General features: G+C 58.8%; 22 protein-coding genes and 1 tRNA gene. 21 read left to right on the top strand and 2 right to left on the bottom strand.

Annotation, left to right across the window (positions count from 1 at the left end; translation table 11 throughout):
- Positions 1–185: 185 nt before the first annotated feature.
- A tRNA-Glu gene (locus tag DESU86_RS12095) sits at positions 186–261 on the bottom strand.
- A 141-nt stretch (positions 262–402) separates the two neighbouring features.
- On the opposite strand from DESU86_RS12095, the gene DESU86_RS12090 reads away from it, so the two are divergent.
- The 8 genes from DESU86_RS12090 (at position 403) to DESU86_RS12055 (ending at position 11,474) form a co-directional block, all read left to right on the top strand.
- Complete coding sequence (locus DESU86_RS12090) at positions 403–1,818, top strand: NlpC/P60 family N-terminal domain-containing protein (RefSeq protein WP_179981272.1); 1,416 nt, start codon at positions 403–405, stop codon at positions 1,816–1,818.
- Positions 1,815–3,389 carry a dephospho-CoA kinase gene (gene coaE / locus DESU86_RS12085; protein WP_179981271.1) on the top strand — a complete coding sequence of 525 codons (1,575 nt, stop codon included), beginning with the start codon at positions 1,815–1,817 and terminating at the stop codon, positions 3,387–3,389. The genes DESU86_RS12090 and coaE overlap by 4 nt, the downstream gene beginning before the upstream one ends.
- Before the next feature lie 109 nt (positions 3,390–3,498).
- Entirely contained in the window at positions 3,499–5,550 is a 2,052-nt protein-coding gene (locus DESU86_RS12080; protein WP_179981270.1) for a GAF domain-containing hybrid sensor histidine kinase/response regulator, read from the top strand.
- Between the two features lie 33 nt (positions 5,551–5,583).
- On the top strand, positions 5,584–6,078 hold the full coding sequence (ybaK, locus tag DESU86_RS12075; protein ID WP_179981269.1) for a Cys-tRNA(Pro) deacylase: 495 nt from the start codon (positions 5,584–5,586) through the stop codon (positions 6,076–6,078).
- A 125-nt stretch (positions 6,079–6,203) separates the two neighbouring features.
- Positions 6,204–6,875, top strand: coding sequence for an HAD-IB family phosphatase (locus DESU86_RS12070; RefSeq protein ID WP_179981268.1), 672 nt, complete (start codon positions 6,204–6,206; stop codon positions 6,873–6,875).
- Positions 6,872–7,915 carry an iron-containing alcohol dehydrogenase family protein gene (locus tag DESU86_RS12065; RefSeq protein ID WP_179981267.1) on the top strand — a complete coding sequence of 348 codons (1,044 nt, stop codon included), beginning with the start codon at positions 6,872–6,874 and terminating at the stop codon, positions 7,913–7,915. Before DESU86_RS12070 ends, DESU86_RS12065 begins: the two co-directional genes overlap by 4 nt.
- A gap of 434 nt (positions 7,916–8,349) precedes the next feature.
- A complete protein-coding gene (locus DESU86_RS12060; protein ID WP_179981266.1) occupies positions 8,350–9,462 on the top strand; it encodes an adenosine deaminase in 1,113 nt (370 codons plus the stop codon).
- A complete protein-coding gene (locus tag DESU86_RS12055; protein ID WP_179981265.1) occupies positions 9,459–11,474 on the top strand; it encodes an Hsp70 family protein in 2,016 nt (671 codons plus the stop codon). The genes DESU86_RS12060 and DESU86_RS12055 overlap by 4 nt, the downstream gene beginning before the upstream one ends.
- Positions 11,475–12,170: 696 nt before the next feature.
- On the opposite strand, the gene DESU86_RS12050 is transcribed toward DESU86_RS12055, so the two are convergent.
- Positions 12,171–12,839, bottom strand: coding sequence for a tetratricopeptide repeat protein (locus DESU86_RS12050; protein ID WP_179981264.1), 669 nt, complete (start codon positions 12,837–12,839; stop codon positions 12,171–12,173).
- A 260-nt stretch (positions 12,840–13,099) separates the two neighbouring features.
- On the opposite strand from DESU86_RS12050, the gene DESU86_RS14565 reads away from it, so the two are divergent.
- From DESU86_RS14565 to ribD, 13 genes are all read left to right on the top strand, one after another.
- On the top strand, positions 13,100–13,687 hold the full coding sequence (locus DESU86_RS14565; RefSeq protein WP_232088359.1) for a hypothetical protein: 588 nt from the start codon (positions 13,100–13,102) through the stop codon (positions 13,685–13,687).
- A gap of 181 nt (positions 13,688–13,868) precedes the next feature.
- Positions 13,869–14,144 (top strand): GIY-YIG nuclease family protein, encoded by a 276-nt coding sequence (locus DESU86_RS12040; protein WP_179981263.1) that lies wholly within the window; start codon positions 13,869–13,871, stop codon positions 14,142–14,144.
- Positions 14,138–14,770 carry a LysE family translocator gene (locus DESU86_RS12035; protein WP_179981262.1) on the top strand — a complete coding sequence of 211 codons (633 nt, stop codon included), beginning with the start codon at positions 14,138–14,140 and terminating at the stop codon, positions 14,768–14,770. Before DESU86_RS12040 ends, DESU86_RS12035 begins: the two co-directional genes overlap by 7 nt.
- Before the next feature lie 439 nt (positions 14,771–15,209).
- Positions 15,210–15,851 carry a YceD family protein gene (locus DESU86_RS12030; protein WP_232088358.1) on the top strand — a complete coding sequence of 214 codons (642 nt, stop codon included), beginning with the start codon at positions 15,210–15,212 and terminating at the stop codon, positions 15,849–15,851.
- Positions 15,852–16,174: 323 nt separating this feature from the next.
- Positions 16,175–16,357: a 50S ribosomal protein L32 gene (gene rpmF / locus DESU86_RS12025; protein WP_179981261.1), complete on the top strand. Its 183-nt coding sequence runs from the start codon at positions 16,175–16,177 to the stop codon at positions 16,355–16,357.
- Positions 16,357–17,391 carry a phosphate acyltransferase PlsX gene (gene plsX, locus DESU86_RS12020; protein WP_179981260.1) on the top strand — a complete coding sequence of 345 codons (1,035 nt, stop codon included), beginning with the start codon at positions 16,357–16,359 and terminating at the stop codon, positions 17,389–17,391. The genes rpmF and plsX overlap by 1 nt, the downstream gene beginning before the upstream one ends.
- 16 nt (positions 17,392–17,407) lie before the next feature.
- Complete coding sequence (locus DESU86_RS12015; RefSeq protein ID WP_179981259.1) at positions 17,408–18,394, top strand: beta-ketoacyl-ACP synthase III; 987 nt, start codon at positions 17,408–17,410, stop codon at positions 18,392–18,394.
- A gap of 216 nt (positions 18,395–18,610) precedes the next feature.
- Positions 18,611–19,372, top strand: coding sequence for a 3-oxoacyl-[acyl-carrier-protein] reductase (fabG, locus tag DESU86_RS12010; protein WP_179981258.1), 762 nt, complete (start codon positions 18,611–18,613; stop codon positions 19,370–19,372).
- 78 nt (positions 19,373–19,450) lie between these two features.
- Complete coding sequence (locus tag DESU86_RS12005; protein WP_179981257.1) at positions 19,451–19,684, top strand: acyl carrier protein; 234 nt, start codon at positions 19,451–19,453, stop codon at positions 19,682–19,684.
- A 72-nt stretch (positions 19,685–19,756) separates the two neighbouring features.
- On the top strand, positions 19,757–21,004 hold the full coding sequence (gene fabF, locus DESU86_RS12000; RefSeq protein ID WP_179981256.1) for a beta-ketoacyl-ACP synthase II: 1,248 nt from the start codon (positions 19,757–19,759) through the stop codon (positions 21,002–21,004).
- 144 nt (positions 21,005–21,148) lie between these two features.
- Positions 21,149–22,387, top strand: a complete 1,239-nt coding sequence (gene glyA / locus DESU86_RS11995; protein ID WP_179981255.1) for a serine hydroxymethyltransferase — start codon at positions 21,149–21,151, stop codon at positions 22,385–22,387.
- A 231-nt stretch (positions 22,388–22,618) separates the two neighbouring features.
- The gene (locus DESU86_RS11990; RefSeq protein WP_179981254.1) at positions 22,619–23,095 is read left to right on the top strand and encodes a deoxycytidylate deaminase; all 477 of its coding nucleotides are present in this window, start codon (positions 22,619–22,621) and stop codon (positions 23,093–23,095) included.
- Positions 23,096–23,100: 5 nt separating this feature from the next.
- Positions 23,101–24,258 (top strand): bifunctional diaminohydroxyphosphoribosylaminopyrimidine deaminase/5-amino-6-(5-phosphoribosylamino)uracil reductase RibD, encoded by a 1,158-nt coding sequence (ribD, locus tag DESU86_RS11985; protein ID WP_179981253.1) that lies wholly within the window; start codon positions 23,101–23,103, stop codon positions 24,256–24,258.

The raw sequence follows: 24,258 nt of genomic DNA, 5'->3' as shown, positions 1-24,258 counted from the left end.
TCAAGCCGCCAAAAGCGTGACATGCGCACCCTTGACCATGCCTCAAAAAAGCATGCCATCAGTGGCGTGGTACGCAAATGCGCCCGGCATGTTTAGGCAATTTCGTTTGTGAAGCGTAATAAAGTTGGAAACAGGCTGAAACATAAAAGGCACTTACAGCAAAAACTGTAAGTGCCTTAGTAATTTGGCGTCACCAACGGGATTTGAACCCGTCTTAGCGGCTTGAGAGGCCGCCGTCCTAACCGGATAGACGATGGTGACAGCGAGACTCTTGTAAGAAGGTAATGAAGTAATGTCAATACGGCGGGCAGCTAAAAAGAATGCGTTGCTGATTACATAGTTGAAGTGTTAGTGTGAAAAAAGACCGGATGTTCCCGGCAAATTTCGTCCGGAGGGCTCTCCATGTTTTCCCGCCTTCGTCTGCTTTGTCTTGCATTTCTTCTGCTTCTGACAGCCGCATGTGGCGGCAAGAACGTCCCTCCCCGTGACGGCACAGCCCCCTCATGGATGGGCACCATCGCCGATCTGCGCCAGTTCCCGCAGAATCTTGACGTGTACGCAAAAAATTCCGGGCAGAATAAACGGCTCATTTCCCAGGATGAACAGAGCCGTCAGGTAGCCCGTTTTGACCGCATTTTCTTTGGCCCCTGGGAGATGCGCAAAACATCCATGCGCAAGCGCGACGTGGCCGCCGTTTTTGGCAAGGCCAGAGGCTACAAGCAGGGCAGCGAGCGCTGGACGCAGGTGGAATGGGACGCCATGGCCCGCAACGCCAACCTCAAGAATTTTCCTTCGCGGGCGCAGGCCGCCATTACGGTGCGCAATACGGACCTCAGGGAAATGCCCACGCACCTGACGCGCTTTTCTGAGCCCACGCCGGATCCACGCGCCAATCCTTTTGATTATTTTCAGTATTCCTTGCTGCCCATGGGAACGCCCGTACTTATTGCCCACACCTCCAGCGACGGCAGATGGCATTTTGTGGAATGTCCCATTGCGGGCGGATGGGTTGATGCCGAAGACCTGGCCCTTGTGGACAGCAGTTTCGCCGCCCTGTACCGCAACGCCTCGTTTGCGGCCATTGTGCGCGACAACGTGCCCCTTGCCGGTCAGCCCAACCAGTATGGCGCTTCGGCCCCGGCACAGCTGAGCGTCAGCATCGGGGCCATCCTGCCCATGCTCGCCGGCGCCGCCGCCGAGGGCTCGGTGGTTGCCGGCAAGGCCGACGCGCCTCCGGTAACCCTGCTGGCTCCGGTCAAGGATGCCAATGGCATGGCCAGTACAGCGCCGGTTACCGTTTCTTCCGCAGACGTTGTGGCGCGTCCCCTGCCCCTGACGCCGGACAACGTGGCCGCCGTGGGCAACGTCATGATGGGCCAGCGCTACGGCTGGGGGGGCATGTTTGGCGAAAGGGACTGCTCTGCCCTCACCCGCGACCTGTTCACGCCATTCGGCCTCTGGCTGCCGCGCAACTCCGCTGGTCAGGCCCGCGTCGGATCCGTCAATTCCCTCGAGGGCATGACGGCCAGGGAAAAAGAAGAAACCATCATGCGCTACGGCGTGCCCTTCCTGAGCCTTGTGGGCATGCGCGGGCACATCATGCTCTACGTGGGCAAATACAATGGCCGCCCTGCCATCTTTCATAACGTCTGGGGCGTCCGCACCGTGGAAGGCAATGACAATAACGCCCGCTTTGTTGTTGGCCGGGCGGTGGTCACATCCATCACGCCCGGCGACGAACTGAAAAACCTCTACAGGGGTACAACCTTTGTGGACAGGCTGCGCACGCTTTCCACTCCGGCGGACACCCTCCAGTGAACCGCCTGCAACTGGAAATCACAGCCGCGCAGGCGGGCCAGAGGCTTGACCGCATACTGAGCGCCGCGCAACCGGACATGTCGCGGGCGGCCTTGCAGAAAGCCATTCAGTCCGGGCACTGCACTGTGGACGGCCAGGCCGAAACCAAACCGGCAGCCAAGGTAAAAACAGGGCAGGTGGTCGCGTTCCAGCTGCCGGAAGTATCGGGCCAGCTTGCGCCTGAAGACGGAGAACTGGAAGTGCTCTGGCATGACGAGCACCTGGTGGTTTGCAACAAACCTGCGGGGCTCACCGTACACCCCTGCCCCTCCTGTCCGGAACAGACGCTGGTGCAACGACTGCTTGCACGTTTTCCTCAACTTGGTAAGATTGAAGGGCAACGCCCTGGCATTGTGCACCGGCTGGACAAGGATACCAGCGGCCTGCTGGTTGTGGCCCTGACCGAGACCGATCGGCTCCGCCTCAGTCAGGCTTTTGCCGAGCGTCAGGTTCACAAGGAATACCTGGCCCTTGTGGCCGGGCTTCCCCCTTTGAGCGGGCAATGCCTTGAACCTGTGGGGCGTCACCCCACGGCCAAGATAAAAATGGCGGTTGTTCCGGAAAACAGGGGCGGCAGAAACGCCCATACGGAATGGCGGCGGCTCTGGCATTCGGAAGACGGCAGCGTTTCACTGCTGGCCGTACGCATCCATACCGGCCGCACCCATCAGATACGGGTGCATATGGCCCATCTGGGGTACCCCTTGCTGGGCGACAGACTCTACGCTCCCAAGGCTGTACAGGCTATGGCCCCGCGCCAGATGTTGCACGCATGGCGGCTGACGTTCACTCACCCTGTCAGTGACGAAGTCATGAGCTTTGCCTGCCCACCGCCGCAAGACATGCCCGATGCGGCCCTGAAAGCCAACCTGCGCATGCGGCGGCTGGTCATTACCGGCAACCCCGGCAGCGGCAAATCCGCCCTCACGGCCCTTCTGGGGCAAATGGGCGTGCCCGTTGTCAGCGCCGATGCAATTGTGGCAGACCTCTACGCCCCTGGCGGCGCTGGCAGCCAGTGGATAGGACGCCTGCACGGAGGCGGCCTGCTGGAGGCGGACGGCTCTGTAAACAGAAAGGCGCTTCTTGCCGCCATGCAGCAAGACACGGTATTGCGCCGCGATGTGGAACAGGTCGTTCATGCCCTGACCCGTCAGGCACTGGAGGATTTCTGGCGGCGTATGGAAGCGGCAGGAGCGTCGCTGGCCGCTGCGGAAATTCCCCTGTATTTCGAATGCGGCTGGCAACAGCTGTTTTCTCCGCCGCCCCTGACCGTGGGCGTCTCCTGTCCCCTGCCCTTGCGTGGCGCGCGTACGGCAAAAACCAGAGCATGGGATCAGGAAAAAATGGCCGCGCTCGAGGCATGGCAATGGCCTGAGGAACGCAAGATGGCTGCCTGCGACATGGTGATAAAAAACGATGAAGATTTGCAGCACCTTAAAGATGAAGCAACCCACCTGCTCGAAGATCTGCGGGACCATGACCAAAAAAAGCGCCAGGAACTGTTCCAACTCTTAAATTTACTTTGGATTTGATCCTCAATAAAAGGGATCCATAGAGCCTCTTTTATTGACACTTCTTACTCCAAGTGGATATGCTGATTCCTTATCTCGAGAATTTGCTAACCTTTTTGGAGCGCGCCGCATGTCAGTCCCTTTCAAGGCCTCTGACGGCCCTTTTGCCAATCCTTTGATTCTGGCACTGGAAATTTCCAGTTCAGCGCTCCTGCACGATCGCAAGGAACCTTTCCTGCGGGCCAGCCTGTCCAGCATTGGCGAAACCCTGCACTGCGGCCAGGTGCTCCTCATAGAGCATGTCAACGGCCAGTGGGCAGAGCCCTATATCTGGACAAGCTCCCTGCAGAGTACGGCCTGCGACCTGCTCCCGCCCGATCTTGATGAGATGAATCCCATACTGCAAGCCTTCAGCGAACACAGAAGCATTTGCATCGCCGATGTTGAAGACCTGCCCGATGGGCCGCAAAAAACAAACTTTCAGGCCCGCCAGATCAAGTCCGCATTCTGCATACCCATTTTGCACGAAGGTCAGCTTTGTGGCGGTCTTTGCCTTGCCCGGCGCGCTTCCGAACGGCAATGGATGCAGGAAGAAACCAGCATCTGCCACCTGCTGGGCAACATCCTGGCCATGGTGCTGACGCATTTTCGCCTTTACGGCCAGCTACGGTTAAAACACAGGCAACTGCGCGACATCCTGGATGCTTTTTCCAATCCTGTCTGCATTATCGACATGGAAACCAATAAAATACTGTTTTCCAACAAAAGCGTGCAGGAAAAATTTCCCGACTCGGACGATCCGGAAAACGACTTTTGCTACAGCAAACTCATGGGGCGCGACAGCCCCTGCCCCTACTGCACCAACAGCATTATTCGCGAAACGGGCGAACCCTATCAGTGGACCTACCAGAACGAGCTGTCCAAACTCACCTATTCGGTGGTGGACAAGGTCATCAAATGGGACAACGACAAACTCGTGCGCCTGTCCATTGCCACGGACGTCACCGACATTCTGCGCACCAGACATGAAAAGCAGTCAGCCGTCATAGCCTCTCAGGCCAAAAGCGAATTTCTGGCCCACATGAGCCACGAAATACGCACGCCGCTCAATGGCATCATTGGCCTGACCCATCTGGCCCTGCAAAGCACCCCCGCAGGAGAACTCAAGGAATACCTGCTCAAAATCCGCTCTTCTTCCACCAATCTGCTCGCCATCATCAATGATATCCTCGATCTCTCAAAAATCGAGGCCAACAAGATGGTGCTGGAAAACGTCAATTTCATGGTCGAGGAAGTCCTGGACTTTGTGCACACCTCCATACGTTTTCCACTGGAGCAAAAAGGGCTTGAGTACAACTGCGAACTGGCGGAAGATGTCCCCCTCAAGCTCTGGGGCGATGGCTTGCGGCTCAAACAGGTGCTGCTCAACCTCATGAGCAACGCCGTCAAGTTTACGGCCAGAGGCAGCGTTGGGCTGCGGATCACGAGGGAACAAAACAAGGGCAGCGATTGCCTGCACTTTGTGATATCTGACACTGGCATGGGCATCAGCCGCGAATACCAGAAGCATCTTTTCGATCCCTATACGCAGGCCAGTTCCAGCATCAGCCGCCGCTTCGGAGGCACAGGGCTTGGCTTGACCATCTGCAAGCGCATAGCGGAGCTCATGAAGGGCAGCCTGTGGTGTGAGAGCGAACTCGGAACCGGTTCGCGGTTCCACCTGTGTATCCCCTGCGCGCCAGCCCGCAATATTTTTTGCCAGACAGACGATGAGTCGCACAACGTGCCGCCTCTGGAAAACACACAAAATCTCAGGGTACTTCTGGTGGAAGACAATGAGATCAATCAGGAAATCGCCAAGGCCATGCTGCGCCACCTCAACATTGAGCACGATCTGGCTCAGAACGGACGCGAAGCCGTGCGCATGGTTCTGGCTGGCTCCTACGACGCCGTCCTTATGGACGTGTATATGCCTGTTATGGATGGCATGAGCGCCACCAAGGAAATCCGTAACCACGCGAAAATCGGCAAAAAACCCCTGCCCATTATTGCCATGACCGCCGTGACCCTGCCCGAAACTGTAGACGAAATCATGCACTCCGGCATGAACGACCACATTGCCAAACCCGTCAATCTGGCGGCTTTGCGAAAAAAACTGGCTTACTGGCTCAATCTGTCCTGACCCTTTCGCGCCAGCCGCCGCAAGAACAGAATAATGGCACCTAAAATCAGCAAAACCAACGCCGCCCGGCAACTGGAAAGTCTGGGCATTGCCCACACCCTGCATCAGGTAGCCGTGGATGAAAACGACCTCTCCGGTGTCGCCATGGCCCGCCAGTTGGAGGTCGCCCCGGATATTGTATTCAAAACCCTTGTGGCGCGGGGCGATAAAACGGGCGTGCTCATGGCCTGCATTCCCGCCCATGCCGAACTGAATCTCAAGGCCCTGGCCGCCGCTTCCGGCAACAAGCATGTGGAAATGACGCCGCTCAAGGACGTGCGCCCCCTCACGGGCTACGTGCGTGGCGGCTGCTCCCCCCTGGGCGGCAAGAAGAACTACCCCGTGTACCTGGATGCCAGCGCCCTTGCGCATCCGCAAATCTACATAAGCGCAGGGCTGCGCGGCGTGCAGATTCTTCTGAACCCCGAAGACCTTGTGCGGGCCGTGAACGGCACTGTGGCCGAACTGGCCCGCAATCCCGGCGCATAGAGCATTTTACCTTTAGAGCAATTTCACTTTGAAAAAGTGTAACTGCTCTAAAATGTGAAGGATTTTAAAGGTAATCTGCCCCAGTACCGCAGCCCTTTGTCAACCCGCGCCGCAGGGAGAAAAGCATGCCCAGGCCCCGTATTCTCGTGACCGACTTTGACGGCACCATTACCGCGCACGATTTTTACAAGCTGGTGGTCGGCAGCCTGCTGACGCCCAGGGACATTGCCCCATGGCAGGAATACAGGGACGGCAAAATCACGCATTTGGCCGCCCTGCAACAGATTTTCGCCAAAATCCGCGCTTCGGAGTCCGAACTGAACACTCTGGCTCTGGCCATGCAGCCCGATCCATGCCTCGGCAGCGCTGTCGCCGATCTGCGTGAGGCGGGCTGGGAAATCGTTGTGGCTTCCGCCGGATGCGACTGGTACATCCGCCGTGTGCTGGACGCGGCCGGGGTCAGCCTTCCTGTTCACGCAAATCCCACAAGCTATGAGCCCAACGGCAGCCTGCGCATGCTGGCCCCCACTGATTCACCCTTCTATTGCGCCGAAACAGGGGTGGACAAGGCGGGCATTGTGCGCTCATACATACGTCGTGGCTATACGGTCGCCTTTGCTGGCGACGGCTTTGCCGACCTGCCCGCAGCCCTTGGCGTATCCCCGGCTCTGCGCTTTGCGCGGGCGGATCTGGCTGCGGCCCTGGGCCGCTACCACGAAGACTTTCACGCCTTCTCCGTCTGGTCGGATGTGGCCGACGCCCTGCTTGCCATGGAAAATCAAGGTGAACTCCGATGAACAACAGCCAGATCCGCGTCCCCAGTCTTGTGCGCATCAAACCGGGCGCGTTGCCCCGCCTTGGCATCTACCTGAGCCGCTCCGCCTTTACCCATGTTCTTGTGGTGTCGGGGCAGCTTCCCGAAGCGGTCACCCAAGCGGCGCGGGAAGGGCTGGAAAGCAACCACATACACACCGGCCCCTGGGTTGAGGTGGACGACAACAGCTTTGAAAACGTGGTGGAGCTGTTCGCCCTGCTGCCCAAAAAAACCATGGCCATTGTGGGCCTTGGCGGCGGCAAGGCGCTGGACATGGCCAAGTATCTGGCCTTTCTGGCGCGTCTTCCCTATCTGGCAGTGCCCACGTCTCTTTCCAATGACGGTTTTTGCAGCCCGCAATCCAGCCTGACCATGCACGGCAAGCGCCGCTCCCTGGCCGCCACCCTGCCCCAGGGCGTGATTATTGACGTGGACGTGTGCCTTTCCGCTCCGCGCGCGCTCTGGCTGTCCGGCGTGGGCGACCTCGTTGCCAAGCTCACCGCAGTTCATGACTGGAAGCTGTCCTTTCACAACACGGGAGAGCCGGTCAACGACCTGGCGGCCCTGCTTTCTGACGCCACGGTGCACCAGTTTCTGGCCAATCCCACCCACGACGCCGCAGGCATGGCCCTGCTGGGGACGGCCCTCATGCTTAACGGCATCGCCATGGAAATTTGCGGCAGCTCGCGTCCGACCAGCGGCAGCGAACACCTCATCTCGCACGCCCTGGACGCCACGTCCGCCCACCCCCGCCTGCACGGCCTCCAGGTGGGCATGGCCTCCTACTTTGTCAGCCAGTTTCAGGAGCGGAACACAGAACTTCTGGCCCATGTCTTTACCAAGACCGGCTTTTGGGATGCCGTGCGCGCCGCCCCCTTCTCCAGACAGGAGTGGCTCCACGCCCTGAGCCTCGCGCCCGACATGAAGGAAAACTTTTTCACCGTGCTATCATTGCGGGACTGGCTGCCCGAGGCGATCCGCATCCTCGACAACGATCCATTGCTGCGCGGCTGTTTTATATAGACCTGCCGCCTGCGGCGAGCACTTTTAGAGCATTTTGCTTTTGAAACACTCCTTGTTTCAATGCATCATTCTGGCGAGCTTTATCCGTAGCTTCCTTCGTCGCAACGGCTAAAGTTCACCAGAATCCACGCCACTTCGTGGCGGTTGCCGCGAAAAAGACTTCATGCCGCGTGGCAGCCAGGCTTTCTGGCGTCCCTTGAGCAAAATCACCGGTTTCGGCATCAAGCCACATGATCCCGGGCACGCATCCTGCGCCCTCCCTCGCTGCTTCCAGCCTGAAAAACCCCGCCAGACTTGACTTAAGGGCCTGGTGCGCTACCTTTTTACACAGTAAAGCCTCTATGCTCCTTTTTCCCCTTGAGCAATTTCATGCAGAGCGGTTTTTTTCCGGTTCGCCCTCTGCCCGACGGCCACACCGCTAACGGGATATGCTGATGACAATGACAAATACCACTGCGGCGTCCGTGCCGGACATACAGCCCGTCCTGGACGCGACCCTTGAAAAAATACCCTCCTTTCCCAAGGATTTTGCCCAGCACCGCCAGCTGCTTTCAGACCTCAAGGAAGAGCTTGTGGATCTTTGCGCCGCAAAAGCCGCCAGCGCCGATATTCCGGAAGACCTCCGCTGGAGCCTGGCACGCGACATGCCCGATTTTTCCACCGATGCCCTGTATGTGAAGCGCTACTCTCTGCCGAGCATGGCAGGCATTGTTTTTCTGGGCTTTTTTATTGGCGGTCTGCTGTCAAAACTGCTGGGGCTCATTGATATGGGCGGGGAAATCATACGGGTGGCCACGGTGCTCGGCATGCTTTACGGCGCGGAATTTCTGGCGGGCAACCCCAGGGCGCGCAGCCGCCTTTTGCTTTTTCTTGGCCTTGGCGCACTGACAACCTTCGCCGCCAGCATGGTGGCAGGCGTGTTACGGCTGGCCTCCTGGGCGGACTTCAAAAGCGCCGTCTTTGGTTCAAGCGGCGCGCCGGGCCTGCTCAAACGCCTGTACCTGCTGCTTGGGGCCGCCTTTCTTTTCGTGCTGCTGGCCAAAAAAACCACCGCACTCGATATGGCGGCGTTCAGGATATCCCTGGAGCAACAGGCCCAGGCCCGCGCGCGGAATCTCATGACCTTTTTCACCGCATGGGATCAGTTGCGCGCAGAACTGGACAGCCTCAGGGAGCAGGGGCAGGCAGACGCGCACACAGGCAAATGCCCCAGAACTGACTGCCCGCTGGCCCTTGGCGTCATTCACCTGCTGGACGGCATGGATGCGGAAGCCAGGCGCTTTCTCTCGGAACAGCTTGTTTTTATGGGCTACAACCCCGGCGAGGGCGACAGCCACATCGTGTGGGATGACGCCGTTCATGCCGAGCTTTATGATACCGTCGGGCTTGTGCGCAACGGTGATCGCTGCCGCGTCCTGCGCCGTTATTCCCGTTCTGGAGACACTGTCGTCAAAGGGCACGTGCAAAAAGAACTCCCCTTGGCAGGGGGAGCGCCCGCCGGGGAGGCATCCGCCGAGGGAACATCCGCCGGGGGAGCCACGACATGAAAATACTGGGCATCGACCTCGGCACCAGCAATACCTACATCTATGGCGCGCACAAAAGCTCCACGGCTCCGCAGCCTGTACTGCTGCCCCGCGTCAGCGCGCCGGACGGCTGCGTCGAAACCGCCATCCTTTATGAAGACGGTTTGCCCCTGCTTATCGGGCACCTGGCGGAGAGCGAGTATTACGCCAATCCCGGCATGCGGACGCGCCGCAGCCTGCGCTGCCAGTTCAAGCCCGAAATAGGCGAAGAAAATGCCGAAGCGGTTGGCTGGATGACGGACTTTCTGCGCCTGCTCCGCGAAGCTTTGCCGCAGGACACGCTTGAGCCCGACAGCCAGCTCTATGTGGGCATTCCCGCCCGCACGCGCGAAAGCTTCGGCCTGCAGCTCGCGCACTGCTTCAAGGATGCGGGCTGGCCCGCACCCGCTCTTATCAAGGAATCCGACGCGGCCATGATCTCCTGCCTGCAGTCCGGGGCCATTGAACTGGACGATCTGGAACACAGCCTGCTTATTTTGGACTTCGGCGGCGGCACCTGCGACTTCACCCTGGCGGAAAATTCCAACATCCTGCACAGCGGCGGCGACCGGCTTTTGGGCGGGCGCCTTTTCGACGATCTGTTCTTTCAGCTTTTCTGCCGCCAGAACCCCCACCTTCAGGAAGAGGTGCAGGCCGACAGTTGCGAGTATTATGTCCACTGGGTCTTGTGCAAGGCGGAAAAAGAACGGTTTTCCAAGATATTGCAAAAGGATCTCGACAGCGCCGTAAGCCTGCACCTTTCGTGGTATGATGCGGCGGGCGCGCAAAAGCACGCCTATTTGCACGAACTCACCAGGCAGCAGGTGGTCAGCGCGGCAGAAAGCTATGTGGCTTCTGAATCCCTGCGGGCCATGCTCAGCCAGTATGCCAACAGGGGTTCGCTGGGGGCTGTGGCCGGGGAAATGCTGCAAGGCCGTCAGGTGGGCCTCATCTCCTGGTTCAAGGACGTGCTTTACGACATACGGCGGTTAAAAAGCGCCGACAAGGTCATCCTCACGGGCGGCAGCAGCGGCTGGTTTTTCGCCAGCGAAGCTGTGCGCGAAGTTTTCGGCACAGACAATATCGTCATGAGTCCGCGCACCTATGAGGATATCGCCTTTGGTCTGGCCCTCTACCCCATGCTGCTGCATACCCACCTCAAGATAAAAGACCTGCTTGAGAAACAGAGCGAAGATTTCTGCTTGCGCGTTGCCGACCTTGCGCAGGGCATCTTTGAAAAACACACAAAGATGGCCGCCAAAACCTGCGCCGAACGCATCGCCGTCAAGGATATCCTGAGCGTTCTTGAGGCCGCCCAGGAGGACAGAAAAACCGTCGAAGAGATCGAACGGGAGATCAGTGAAAAAATCCAGAATGATTCCGGCCTGCTGGCTATTGTTCAGGAGCGCACGGAAGCTGCCCGCAAGGAAATAGAAAGGGAATTGCGCCTGCAGTTCAGCCGCTGGCTGCGTGAACATGGCGTCTACCTTGTACCGAGGCTGAATTTTTCCGCCCGCACGCTCAGCACCAGTTTTTTCGACGCGGTACAGGTGAAAGTTTCACGCCTTACCCTGCTCAACACCATGGACGTGATGGCTGTGGCCGTGCTGCCCGGCATAGCGGCCCTTGCCATTGGCGAAAAAATGCTGCTCATCACGGCAGAACCTGTTTCCGCCGTCATCGGCGGCGCTGCGGCTTTTGCGGGCACATGGGCGCTGGGCAAATTCGGCAAGAATTTTCTCCGCAGGCAAAAGCTGCCCAAATTTCTTCTCAATGAAAAAAACCGTGAAAAAATCACGGCCAAAAACAGGGAATATATTGAAGAAATTCTGGGACAGTCCTTTCAGGAGATTCGGCAGGATCTTATGGAAGACGCCAGAGGCAAGATACGGTATTCGCTCAAGGCCCTGCTGCAAAGACTTACGGTATTGAACCATATCCGCGTGGAGCGCGGCGTGCCTCCGGCAGGGCAAGCAGGCCAGACAGGCCAATGACGTCTTGAAGTGGACGTTTCAACACCTCGCCGCGTCAGCAGGAACATTGCAAAGTTACGACGAGGTACTGCCTTGAAGCCGCGGCTGCGGCTCCCCGTGAGATCAGAACATTCCATACTATGCCAACCTACAGTAAGCACTTAGACAGTGCCGTCACGGGATGAATTTCCTGCTATATCAAGGAGAACGAACCTTTTATGCTGGGAGTGTACTCTAATGGTCCTCGACCGGAATAAAAGGTGAAGTTCGACGCAGAAATAGTCGGAAAGGCGCTCGTGGCGACACTGTCTAGAGCATTTAACACTTGAAATGCTCGCGTACGGCAGGCAAAAGCCCGCCTACTCGCATTTCGTGGCAAGGATTTTCAGAAAAATCCTTGCAGAGCATTTAACTCATTTCATTCGTAAACTGTTCTAGGGCGTGGGGGAGTGCCCCTTTTGCAAAAGCTCCCTCCCCCACAAAGTAATTTTACTTTGAAATTGCCCTCCCCCAGCGCAAACAGCTATGGCCGCTCCCACAAGGGAGCGGCCATAGCTGTTTGTGGCAAATCTGCGGGAAAAGGCGGCTTATTAGCACCGCACGTCTGTTGTAACCAGCTGGCAGCGTCAAGCCGGGGGGGCCTTTCCCGCAGAATATCCTGGCCCCGAAGCCGAGGCATTGATGGAACTGTGCGCCGTGGCGGCGCTCCATCAGGCATTACGGCATGCTGTACTCACGCACAAAATTGAACACGTTGCCTTCCACTTCCAGACCCTGCGCCCTGGCCTTGCCATACCAGACCTGCGCTTCGGCCTTGTTTTCCGGCACGCCCACGCCATGGTCATAGCAGGCCCCCACGTATCGCTCGGCCTGCGCGTAGCCCTTGTCGGCCGCCAGCTTGGCCAGACGGAAGCTTTCAGCGGGGTCTTTGGCAAAACCATACTTGCCCTGGCCATGATACAGCGCCAGGTTAAACAGGGCCTCGGCACTGCCCGCGTTGGCCGCGCGGGTCATAAGGTCCACCACGGTCGCGTCGTTTTTCGGCACGCCAATGCCCAGTTCGTACTGATAGGCCAGAAGCACCTGGGCTTCGCTATTGTTCTGTTCCGCCGCAAGACGGAACCACTTGGCGGCCATTTCCATATCCTGCGGCACGCCAAGGCCGTTCTCATAGCAGCGGCCCAGAATGATCTGGGCACGGGCATTTCCGTCCGAGGCCAGGGGCTGCACCAGTTGCAGGACTTTCTGATACTGGCCGATATTATAGGCAACCCAAGCCTCATCAAGCTTCTGTTCCACCTTGTCCACGGGTTGCGCGCCCACAGTCAGGGCCGAAAACACAAAAAACGTCATTGTCAGAAAAATCGCCACAAAATTTTTTTTCATAAAAACCTCCTCATGGGCGCGGCCAACCGGCCACGCCTGATACCTACACCAAAAAGAATAGCGCCGCCAAAAGGACTTGGCAAGGTAGCGCAGGTTCGTCATCCAGGCTCGTCACCCCGTTGCGGCGCACCCGCCCCTGGCAGCCTGGCTACGGCCATGCCCTTGACGCCCCGCCATGGAGCAGGCACAACCACGGCAAGCCCTTATTCATTTCCAGCAATAATTCGCCCACAAGGCTGACATACATCAGGAGGCCGAGCATGAGCCACCCCCCGCACAAGCCCCCCCAGGACTCCGGCAACGCACATACGCCGCACGATGCCAATCTGCCCGTGCCCTCGGGACAACAGCACGACGGCAAAGGCTCCGGGGAAGAGCAAAGGCGCGTACACGACGCTGAAGTGGTTTTTATGTCGGACGAGCAACAGAACCAGGAGCAACAGCAGGATACGACGTATGGCCGCAGCGGCCGTCAGGACGGATCTGAAGGATACGGCCAGACCGGCAGGCAGGGCCGTTTTTATCAGCGAACCTTTGGCGGACGCAACTTCGGCGGCTTCCAGTCAGGATCGCCCCTGGGGCAGATATGGATTACCAGCCGGGACAGCTCCAACGCCTGCCTCGCCCCCTGTATCACCTTTGCCATTTTTCTTGTGTGCCTTGCGCAGTTCGGCTTTCTGGCGGGACTTGGCTTTGTGTTTTTTCACACCATAGGGTCACTGGCGGGCACGCTGCGGCAGATGCGCCTCATGACGGCTGGCGTCGTGCCCAACCCCTGGCTGTGGCGCATGGGCAACTGGATACTGTCTTTTCTTGTTACCGTCTGGCTTGCCGGGGGGTTTGACTAGCACCACTTCTCCGTGAAGGCGCTCCGCATTTGCGAAAGCAGGCGTGCGCCGTGAAGGCGCGAGAGGGTTTGTCCGCACCGCCAAACGGTGCGGGCACATATTCTTAAGGAAACGCTGATTTATTCCGTTTGGCAGCGTTGCAGTCCCTTGCGGGCTGCATCATGATACGATGGAGAAGCCAATGACGCCTGACAGCTGGCAGGTCTATCTGCTGGAATGCGCCGACGGCACCCTGTACTGTGGCATCACCTGCGATATGGAGCGGCGTCTTGCGCAGCACAACGGCGCAGCGCCGGGCGGAGCGCGCTATACGCGCGGCAGACGCCCGGTACGCCTGCTGGCCAGCCGGGCATGTTCCTGCAAGGCGGACGCCCTGCGGCTGGAATGCGCGATAAAGGCCAAACCGCGCCACGCAAAAATCACTTTTTTGCTTGAGGGGGAAAAAAAGCAATGCTGACGGTGGACATAGCTCTGGCTTTCTTTGCGGCGTCTCTTCTGCTTGGCATTGCTCCGGGGCCGGACAATATTTTTGTGCTCACCCAGTCCGCCGTCTATGGCGCGGCCGCTGGCATGGTCACGACACTTGGTCTCGTCACGGGGCTCTGTGTGCACACCACCGCCGTCGCGCTGGGCGTGGCCGCCATTTTTCAGGGTTCGCCCCTGGCCTTCACCATGCTCAAGGCCGTGGGCGCGGCATATCTGCTGTGGCTGGCCTGGCTGTCGTTCAGGGCTGGCGCGGCGCTGGCCGTCACCAAGGGCGACGGCGCGCCCTTTCCCGGCTATGCCCCGCTGTACAGGCGCGGCATTGTCATGAACGTGACCAACCCCAAGGTTTCGCTTTTTTTTCTCGCTTTTCTGCCGCAGTTCTGCGATCCGGCACGGGGCAGCGTGGCCCTGCAGGTTCTCAGCCTGGGGCTGCTGTTCATGCTGGCCACCATTATCGTTTTTTTCAGCGTGGCCCTGCTTGGCGGCAAGCTGGCGGTGTGGTTCAACAAATCTCCGGGCGGTCAGGTGTTCATTCATAGGGCCGCAGGGCTGGTTTTTGCAGGTCTGGCGCTGGCGCTGCTTTTTGCCACGCGCTGACGGTGGCGGGCGCTGACGAAGCCACGTACTGACAGCGTTACGTACCCATGCCAACCGGCTGCCGCTGCAACTGGCGGGTGCCGCCTGCCCGAATGCTCCATGCAAGGGGCATTTCATACGGCCGGTGTCCCAAGGGGCGGGCGCTTCATGTGGGGCCACTTGCCATCCGCCGCTTGAGCCATAGATTGTTGTCAGAGTTTTTTTGGGATACGGCACAGGTTACTCGCTAACAGAACCGCAGACACGGCATGGAGCGACGCACAATGCTGCGGACACGCCAGGAGCAAAGGTCTCGCTGCGCCGCAGGCAGGGCCGGAAGCTGAGGGATTACGGTCTTTGACACGGAGCGACAAGGCATTTGGGCAGCAACGGGGCCGTCTGTCCCGCCAAGATTTCGACCCCGATGTCGGCCCCATTGTCGGCCTTGCCCGGCAGGGGCATGAACGCAAGTTTTACCGCTTTTCTTGACAACTGTTATGGCCAAGGGTATGTAGCCAGACTTTCGAGGTACCTCATGCAGAATTACCGCATATTACTCAACGAACTGCCCCCCGAGGGCAGGGAGTTTCATCTGGACGATCAGGCCATCTGGCAGAACTCCATTGAGGAGTTTCAAATGGATTGCCGGATTACCAAGCCCCTGAGCGCCAGTATCAGCGTGCTGCCCACTGACGGCGGCTGGCTTGTGCGCGGCAGTCTGTCGGGCGAGGTGGTTCTGCCGTGCAGTCGCTGCACCGAGGATGCCCTGGCTGTGGTCAACGCGCGCTTTGAAGATTTTGAGGAACTGCCGGAGAGCGACGAACTTGACGAAGCTGCCGGGCCTTCCGCCGAGCGCTCGCAGGAAGAGACTCCGGAAAGTCGCCTCGTTTTTGAAAACAACGTGCCCCTGCTGGACCTTGCGGCCATTTGCTGGGAAGAGCTCATGCTCGCCCTGCCCGTGACGCCCCTATGCGCCACCACATGCAAGGGGCTTTGCCCCATCTGCGGAGCCAACCTCAATGAGGGACTCTGCGCGTGCGAGCACGAAGAGCTTGACCCCCGCATGGCTGTTTTGCGCGGTCTCACGCTGCACAAAAACTGAATGAGCGCCTCAGGGCGCGCCGGAACCTGGTGTTTTTAACACTTGAAATGCTCGCGCACGTCAGGCAAAAGCCTGCCTGGGCGCATTTCGTGGCAAGGATTTTCTTGAAAATCCTTGCAGAGCAGTCAGCTCATTTCATTCGCTAACTGCTCGAGCTTGACGGCTTAAAAAAATGGTTTCCGCTGATGGATTGCCACAGACGGAGCCTAGACATTTCTAAAGTTTTTTACTAAACTGCTGAGTCTTGCGGGCAAGCCCTATTTCTGGTCCTGCCCGCCATATCTTTGCCTTACGTGTCCGCAAGGACGGAAAAGGAGAACACCATGGCTGTGCAACAGAATAAAAAATCCCGCTCCCGCAAGGGAATGCGCCGCTCTCACGATCGTGTGGCCATTCCTGCCGTTATTTACTGCTCCTGCGGCGAGCCCACCGTGCCCCATTGCGTCTGCCCCAGCTGCGGCACGTACAAGGGCCGTCAGGTCGTCGCCAAGACCGATAGCGAGTAATGAACGAGCGCCCCATCATCGCCGTTGATGCCATGGGCGGGGACTTTGGCCCCTCCGTGGTAGTGCCGGGTGCCGTTGAGGCCGCCCGACTTCATGATCTGCATATCCAGCTTGTGGGCGACACCCCCAAGCTGGAGGTCGAGTTGAACAAGCTTGACCTCAAGGACGTGCATTATGATATCGTTCAAGCCGATGATGTGGTGCACATGAATGAAAAGCCCTCGGACATTCTGCGCCGCAAAAAGAACGCCTCTATCCAGGTGGCCTGCCGCCTGGTGAAGGACGGCGCCGCGGACGCTGTGGTCAGTGCCGGACATTCCGGCGCCACAGTGGCTTGTGGCATGTTCATTATGGGTCGCCTGCCCGGGGTGGAGCGTCCGGCTCTGGCCGCCTTGCTGCCTACGGAAAAAGACCCCGTGGTTGTGCTTGACGCCGGAGCCAATGTGGATTGCCGCCCCTATCACCTTTTTCAGTTCGGCCTTATGGGAGACGCTTTTGCCAGGGATCTGCTGAGCTATCCCTCGCCCCGCGTCAGCCTGCTGAGCATTGGTGAAGAAGAAGGCAAAGGCAACTCTCAGGTCAAGGAAGCCTACGAACTGCTAAAGATGGCCCAAAACCTCAACTTTGTGGGGAATGCCGAAGGGCGGGACATCTTTACCGGTGATCTTGATGTCGTGGTATGTGACGGTTTTGTGGGCAACGTGGTGGTCAAGATGAGCGAGGGCCTGGCGTCATCGCTGGTGCGCATGCTCAAGAAAGTCTTTACTACCGGCGTGCTGCCCGCTCTTGGCGGCATGCTGGCCAAGGGCGCTTTCAAAAAGTTTGCCAGCACCATTGACTATGCCGAGTACGGCGGCGCGCCGCTGTTGGGCCTTCAGGGCCTGGCCATAGTCTGTCATGGTCGTTCCAGCTCGCTTGCCATGACAAATGCCATCAAAATGGGCGGTACTTTTGTTCGCAAAGGCACCAACAGCCACCTTGCCGAGACCATCCTGGCCAACGAGGAGCTCACGCGCTTCTCACGCGCCATCTAACCGGCGGTACTACAGAATGAACCCTCTCTGCCATTTGCTTGCGCTGAGCGCCTATGTGCCGGACGCGGTCCTGACCAACGAAGACCTCGCCAAGGTGGTTGACACCAACGAAGAATGGATTGTTACCCGGACTGGCATAAAGCAGCGACACAGGCTGGCCGATGACGAGAACACTTCCGACCTTGGCCTCAAGGCCGCCCGCAAGGCCCTGGCCGATGCGGGCATGGAAGCCTCTGAACTTACCCACGTCATTGCGGCCACCTGCACGCCTGACGTGCTTTCGCCTTCCGTGGCCTGCATCATGGCGGGGCAGCTCGGCACAGGGCCGGTCATGGCCTTTGATTTTGGCGCAGCCTGCTCCGGCTTTATCTACGGCCTTTCTATCTGCCGCGCCCTTCTGGCCCAGCAGCCCGAGGCCAAAATTCTTTTCGTCTGCACCGAGGCCCTGACCCGCCGCGTTAACTGGGCCGACAGAAGCACCTGCGTGCTTTTCGGCGATGCGGCCACGGCCTGCATTGTCGCCAGTTCACCGGGCAATGTTGTGGCCGGGCTTGAGGACGTCATCTGCCAGAGCGACGGCACGCAGCGCGACCTTATTGTGGTGGGCGGCGGAACCAGCAGCCGTTACGCCAAGGGCGATCCCGTCAGCGACGACTTTTTCATCACCATGCAAGGCCGCGAGACTTATAAGCATGCCGTGCGCAACATGGTGCACATTTGTGAAGATGTGCTGACACGCAACGGCCTTACCGCCAAAGACGTGAACCTGCTTGTGCCCCATCAGGCCAACATGCGCATCATTGAGGCTGTGGGCAGCCGCCTGGACATGACCGGCGACCGCGTCTTTGTCAACGTTGACAAGTACGGCAACACGTCCTCGGCCTCCATCCCCCTGGCCATTACGGAAGCCCGCGCCGCCGGGCGCATCAAGGCTGGCGACCGTATGCTCGTCACCGCCTTTGGCGCGGGTTTGACCTGGGGCGCGGCCCTGCTGCGGTTTTAATCTTTTCAGGGCTATCCGCGCTCAGGCCGCCAACCTGTAACCACTTTGCCGCGCGGATTTTACACAGGCGTCGCGGGACGGAGTCACACTCCATCAACCGATGTTGTGCAGACCAGAGCGCAGCCCGCCGCGCAATGCTTTTTTTCTTGTCGGCGGCATTGAAATGAACGCATGGTCACGCTATAAACAGCACACTCAAGCAAAGGCAGAACGAGCATGAGTACAGAGCATTCCGCACCCACCGCTACGCCCACCGCCATTGTGACGGGCGGTTCGCGCGGCATCGGGCGGGCCATTGCCCAAACCCTTGCCCGCGATGGTTTTCAGGTTTTTCTTACCTATGTGAGCCGCCCCGCTGAAGCGGAACAGGTGGCAGCCGAAATCAGGGCGCAGGGCGGCCATGCCAGGGCTTTTGCCCTGAATGTCAGCGACAGCGCCGCTGTTTCTGAATTTTTTGCCAATGAAATCAAAGATAAAGTCAATCTTGCCGTGTTGGTCAACAATGCGGGCATCACCAAGGATGGCTTTCTTGTTCGCATGAAAGACGAAGACTTTGATCAGGTCATCAACGTCAATCTGCGCGGCGCTTTCATCTGCACCCGCGAAGCCGCCAAAATCATGAGCAAGGCGCGCAAGGGCCGCATTGTAAATATTTCTTCGGTGGTGGGCCAGATGGGCAACGCCGGCCAGGCCAACTACGCCTCGGCCAAAGCCGCCCTGTTGGGCCTTACCAAGTCCTGCGCCAAAGAACTGGCTACCCGGCAGATCACGGTCAACGCCGTGGCCCCCGGGTTCATCGAAACGGACATGACCGCCGCCCTCAGCGACGAAGTGCGCAAAAGCTATGAAGAATCCATTCCTCTCAAGCGCATGGGCACTGCTCAGGATGTGGCCGAAACCGTCGCCTTTCTCGCGTCGGACAAAGCTGCCTATATCACCGGGCAGGTGCTCGGGGTGAATGGGGGCATGCACTGTTAGGCGGAAAGTCCGGAGACTCTCCCGGCGCACCCCTGAGGCCGGGTTTGGAAGTGATCATTAAATTACCTGGAGGATACCATGTCTGATGTCGCTGAAAAAGTTAAAAAAATTATTGTTGACCAACTTGGCGTGAGCGCTGATGAAGTGAAGCCCGAAGCCAGCTTTGTGGAAGATCTGGGCGCTGACTCCCTTGACCTGACCGAACTGATCATGGCCATGGAAGAAGAATTTGAAGTCGAAATCGCTGATGACGATGCTCAGAAACTTCTGAAGGTTCAGGACGCCATTTCCTATATTGAAGAAAAGAAATAGCCAGAGTTTGATCGCCAGATCTGCTGCGTGTGAGGGGGCCTGCAAACCCCCTCCCGCATCAAAGGAGCATGCATGACCCGTCCCCGCGTAGTAATCACTGGTGTTGGCGGCGTTACGCCCCTCGCCAACGATATTGAGAGCACCTGGAAAAAACTGCTCGCAGGCGAGTCGGGCATTGCGCCCATCACGCTTTTTGATGCCTCGGCCTATGATTCCCGGATCGCGGGCGAGGTGAAAAATTTCGCGCCCGAAGAGTTCATGCCCGCCAAGCAGGTGCGACGCATGGACCGTTTTACCCAGTTTGCCGTGGCTTCGGCCCAGATGCTGCTCAAGGACGCGGGCTATGAAGTGACGGACGCCAATGCCTATGACACGGCCGTGATACTCGGCATCGGCCTTGGCGGCCTGCATACCATTGAGACCTACCATGCCAAGCTGCTGGAGTCTGGCCCCAACAAAATTTCGCCCTTCATGATCCCCATGCTCATCTCCAATATGGGGCCTGGGCAAATATCCATCTTCACAGGGGCCAAGGGGCCCAACATCGTCACCACCACTGCCTGCGCCTCGGCCATTCACGCCATGGGCACGTCCTTCAGCGAGCTTTTGCTCGGCAGGGTCACGGCCGTTATCACCGGCGGCGTCGAAGCCACGGTCACGCCCCTTGGCGTGGCGGGCTTTACGGCCCTCAAGGCCCTTTCAACGCAGCACAACGATGACCCCACCAAGGCTTCACGTCCCTTTGACGCCAACCGTGACGGTTTTGTCATTGGCGAAGGCGCGGGGCTGCTGCTGCTTGAAACGCTAGAATCGGCCCAGGAGCGCGGCGCGAAGATTTACGCTGAAATGGTGGGATACGGCGCTTCCGGCGACGCCTACCATATGACCGCCCCCTGTGAAAACGGCGAAGGCATGGCGCGCGCCATGCAGAACGCCCTGCGCGAGGCGGGCATTGCTCCCTCGGCCATCGGGCACATCAATGCCCACGCCACGTCCACAATGCTCAATGACAGCATTGAAACCAAGGCCATCAAACTGGTTTTTGGCGACCATGCCAAAAAGATCAAGATATCGGCCACAAAATCCATGACGGGGCATCTGCTTGGCGCTGCCGGCGGCATCGAATCCGTGTTCACGGCGCTGGCGCTGCATGACGAAATGCTGCCCGGCACCATCAACCTCGACACCCCCGACCCGGCCTGCGACCTTGACTACATGGCCGACGGTTCAAAGCATATCGCCTGCGAGTATGCCATGTGCAACTCCTTTGGCTTTGGCGGCACCAATGCCAGCCTGATTTTGAAAAAATGGGATAAATAGCGCCCTGGCAGCACCTGCCTGAATCACCAGGGACGCCCGGAAAAACGCGCTGCCCACAGATCCGCCCCCCTCCGCCGGGTCCAGCCTATTCACAACACTGCCCGCCACTGTGGCGGGCAGTATATTTCACTGAGGACCACGTTCATGGATGAAATTCTCCTTCAGGACCCGGAAATCGCACGGGCCATTTTTCTTGAATCGCAAAGGCAGATGGGTAAGCTTGAGCTTATCGCTTCGGAAAACATCGTTTCGACTGCCGTGAGGCAGGCGCAGGGCAGCATACTCACCAACAAGTATGCGGAAGGGTATCCCGGCAAACGCTATTACGGCGGCTGCGAATATGTGGATATGGTCGAAACCCTTGCCCAGGAACGCGCCAAACTGCTTTTTGACGCCCAGTACGCCAACGTGCAGCCCCACTCCGGCTCTCAGGCCAACATGGCCGCCTATCTGGCCTTCCTCAAGCCTGGCGACACCATTCTCGGCATGGACCTTTCCCACGGCGGGCACCTCACCCATGGCAGTCCGGTAAATTTTTCCGGCCGCCTCTTCACCATCGTGTCCTACGGCGTGCAGCGTGAAACCGGCCGCATCGATTATGACGCGGTGGCGGACAAAGCGCGTGAACACAGGCCCAAGGTCATCATGGCCGGCGCAAGCGCCTACCCCCGCGCCATTGACTTTGCCCGCTTCCGGGCCATTGCCGATGAAGTTGACGCCAAGCTGGTGGTAGACATGGCGCATATCGCCGGTCTTGTGGCCGCAGGTTTGCACCAGAGCCCCGTGCCCTACGCCCACGTCACCACGACAACCACGCACAAAACCCTGCGCGGCCCCCGTGGCGGCATGATCCTGTCCACCGAAGACATGGCCAAGACGCTGAACAGCCAGATTTTCCCCGGCATTCAGGGCGGCCCCCTGATGCACGTGGTGGCCGCCAAGGCCGTGGCCCTGGGCGAGGCGCTGCACCCCTCTTTCAAGGCCTATCAGAAGCAGGTGATTGACAATGCGGCCACCCTGGCGGCATGCCTGACCGATGCAGGGTACGACCTTGTGTCCGGCGGCACCGACAACCACCTCATGCTGGTGGACCTGACCCGCAAGGACATCACCGGCAAGGACGCTGAAATAGCGCTGGATACCGCTGGCATCACGGTCAACAAGAATACTGTTCCCTTTGAAACGCGCTCTCCCTTTGTGACGTCGGGCGTGCGCCTGGGCACCGCGGCCCTCACCACGCGCGGCATGAAGCAGGATCACATGCGCATTGTGGGCAAGTTTATTGTAACGGCCATTGAAAACCGCAATGACGCTGCTGCCCTTGAAAAAATTCGTGCGGAAGTTGAAGAGTTCGCCCTTCAGTTTCCCCTGTTCGCCCATTAGAGCATTTTAGGGAAACGCTGATTTATTTTGTTTGGCGGCGTTGCTTCACTTTTTTTGAAACAATGGCCTTTGGCGGCCCGAAGGCTTACCACCTTCGGGCCGTCCCTGCTAGAAATCGGCCCCTGCGCCCTTACGTAAACACCGTGTTTTTTCACCCTCAAGGCCCAGGTTCCCCGGCTTGGCTTTTGTGTCTCCGCTATGTACACTGTGTGAAATTTTAACGGGTATCTTATGCAACGTCTGCCTTGGCCTGAATATTTTATGAACATCACCTACCTTGTGAGCGGGCGCTCAACATGCACGCGCCGCAAGGTCGGCGCTGTGGCCGTGAAGGACAAGCGCATTCTCGCCACAGGGTATAATGGCGCTCCCGCTGGTGTCCCGCACTGTCTTGACATTGGCTGCCTGCGTGAGCAGATGGGCATTCCCTCGGGCCAGCGGCATGAAATCTGCCGGGGCCTGCATGCGGAACAGAATGTCATTATTCAGGCCGCCGTGCATGGCATCAATATCAGCGGCGCTGAACTGTACTGCACGACCCATCCCTGCGTTCAGTGCAGCAAGATGCTTATCAACTGCGGCATACGGCATATTTATTACGCGGAATACTATCCTGACGAACTTGCCACCACCATGCTTGCTGAAGCGGGGGTGCATGTGGAAAGACTGAACTTCGTTCCACCCGTCATCAGCCCCCAGCCGGAGTAGATCCCATGTCTGAACTGGATTACGCCCCCTTCATGCGTGAAGCCATCGCTCTGGCGCGGAAGGGCCGCTGGAAAACCTGCCCCAACCCCATGGTGGGCGCGGTGCTTGTGCGTGACGGCCATGTTGTGGCCAGAGGGTGGCACCATGCCGCAGGGCTTGACCATGCCGAGGTGGCCTGCCTCAAGGACGCTGCCGCCAGGGGAGTAGACCCGTCCCAGTGCACTCTTGTTGTCACGCTCGAACCCTGCTGCCACCAGGGCAAGACGCCCCCCTGCACCGATGCCGTACGTCGGGCGGGGATCAAGAAAATCGTGGTGGGCCTTGCCGACCCCAACCCTGAAGCCTGCGGCGGCGCATGCCAATTGCGCGAAAGCGGTCTGGAAGTTATTGAGGGCGTGTGCGCTGATGCCTGCCGCGACCTTGTGGCCGACTTTCTGGTCTGGCAGCAGAAGCAGCGCCCCTATGTCATTTTGAAGATGGCCGCCACTCTTGATGGCCGCATTGCCACACGCCGGGGCGAATCCCAGTGGATCAGCTCCGAAGAATCACGGCAGGAAGTGCAGCAATTGAGGGCTGGCATCGGTCATTGCGGCGGCGCAGTGCTTGTGGGCGGCGGCACCTTTCGCGCGGACAACCCGCGCCTCACCGTGCGCCCCATCAGCGATGACGAGCCCGACTGCCGCCAGCCTCTGGCGTGCGTGCTCACATCGCGCCTGCCGCAGCCCGACGCGGATTTTTACCTGCTGAAAGAACGGCCGGAGCAGACCGTATTTCTCGCTTCGCCCGCTGCCGCCGCCTCAACCACGGCCAAAGCCCTGCGCGATATCGGCGTGCGTGTGCTTTCCCTTGGCCCGGCGCTGCGCGGCGGCCCCGACCTGACCCACATGCTCAAGGCCCTGTGGGAAGAACTGCACTGCCCCTACCTTTTGTGCGAGGGGGGCGGGCATCTGGCTCTCAGTCTTCTGGAAGCCGGAGTTGTTGACGAATTTCGCCTGCACATGGCGCCCATAATCTTGGGTGATGAAGACGCGCACCCGCTTTTTTCCGGCCGGGCTCCCTTGAGTCTGGACGAAGCGCTGCGCATGCGCGTTATGGGAACCCATACCAGCGGCGGCGACATCCATATAGAACTGCGCCCCCTGCACACTGCGGAAACAAAGTAG

It is taken from the genome of Desulfovibrio sp. 86, from assembly GCF_902702915.1.
In the GTDB taxonomy this organism is placed as follows: domain Bacteria; phylum Desulfobacterota; class Desulfovibrionia; order Desulfovibrionales; family Desulfovibrionaceae; genus Desulfovibrio.
Note: the sequence above shows the minus strand (reverse complement) of the source record. Positions and strands in the feature narration are given on the sequence as shown.

What these genes read in the sequence shown, in the direction of transcription:
- DESU86_RS12090 (WP_179981272.1), top strand. Translation starts at nt 403, where the DNA reads ATGTTTTCCCGCCTTCGTCTGCTTTGTCTTGCATTTCTTCTGCTTCTG.
- DESU86_RS12080 (WP_179981270.1), top strand. Translation starts at nt 3,499, where the DNA reads ATGTCAGTCCCTTTCAAGGCCTCTGACGGCCCTTTTGCCAATCCTTTG.
- ybaK (WP_179981269.1), top strand. Translation starts at nt 5,584, where the DNA reads ATGGCACCTAAAATCAGCAAAACCAACGCCGCCCGGCAACTGGAAAGT.
- DESU86_RS12070 (WP_179981268.1), top strand. Translation starts at nt 6,204, where the DNA reads ATGCCCAGGCCCCGTATTCTCGTGACCGACTTTGACGGCACCATTACC.
- DESU86_RS12065 (WP_179981267.1), top strand. Translation starts at nt 6,872, where the DNA reads ATGAACAACAGCCAGATCCGCGTCCCCAGTCTTGTGCGCATCAAACCG.
- DESU86_RS12060 (WP_179981266.1), top strand. Translation starts at nt 8,350, where the DNA reads ATGACAATGACAAATACCACTGCGGCGTCCGTGCCGGACATACAGCCC.
- DESU86_RS12055 (WP_179981265.1), top strand. Translation starts at nt 9,459, where the DNA reads ATGAAAATACTGGGCATCGACCTCGGCACCAGCAATACCTACATCTAT.
- DESU86_RS12050 (WP_179981264.1), bottom strand. Translation starts at nt 12,839, where the DNA reads ATGAAAAAAAATTTTGTGGCGATTTTTCTGACAATGACGTTTTTTGTG.
- DESU86_RS14565 (WP_232088359.1), top strand. Translation starts at nt 13,100, where the DNA reads ATGAGCCACCCCCCGCACAAGCCCCCCCAGGACTCCGGCAACGCACAT.
- DESU86_RS12040 (WP_179981263.1), top strand. Translation starts at nt 13,869, where the DNA reads ATGACGCCTGACAGCTGGCAGGTCTATCTGCTGGAATGCGCCGACGGC.
- DESU86_RS12035 (WP_179981262.1), top strand. Translation starts at nt 14,138, where the DNA reads ATGCTGACGGTGGACATAGCTCTGGCTTTCTTTGCGGCGTCTCTTCTG.
- DESU86_RS12030 (WP_232088358.1), top strand. Translation starts at nt 15,210, where the DNA reads ATGAACGCAAGTTTTACCGCTTTTCTTGACAACTGTTATGGCCAAGGG.
- rpmF (WP_179981261.1), top strand. Translation starts at nt 16,175, where the DNA reads ATGGCTGTGCAACAGAATAAAAAATCCCGCTCCCGCAAGGGAATGCGC.
- plsX (WP_179981260.1), top strand. Translation starts at nt 16,357, where the DNA reads ATGAACGAGCGCCCCATCATCGCCGTTGATGCCATGGGCGGGGACTTT.
- DESU86_RS12015 (WP_179981259.1), top strand. Translation starts at nt 17,408, where the DNA reads ATGAACCCTCTCTGCCATTTGCTTGCGCTGAGCGCCTATGTGCCGGAC.
- fabG (WP_179981258.1), top strand. Translation starts at nt 18,611, where the DNA reads ATGAGTACAGAGCATTCCGCACCCACCGCTACGCCCACCGCCATTGTG.
- DESU86_RS12005 (WP_179981257.1), top strand. Translation starts at nt 19,451, where the DNA reads ATGTCTGATGTCGCTGAAAAAGTTAAAAAAATTATTGTTGACCAACTT.
- fabF (WP_179981256.1), top strand. Translation starts at nt 19,757, where the DNA reads ATGACCCGTCCCCGCGTAGTAATCACTGGTGTTGGCGGCGTTACGCCC.
- glyA (WP_179981255.1), top strand. Translation starts at nt 21,149, where the DNA reads ATGGATGAAATTCTCCTTCAGGACCCGGAAATCGCACGGGCCATTTTT.
- DESU86_RS11990 (WP_179981254.1), top strand. Translation starts at nt 22,619, where the DNA reads ATGCAACGTCTGCCTTGGCCTGAATATTTTATGAACATCACCTACCTT.
- ribD (WP_179981253.1), top strand. Translation starts at nt 23,101, where the DNA reads ATGTCTGAACTGGATTACGCCCCCTTCATGCGTGAAGCCATCGCTCTG.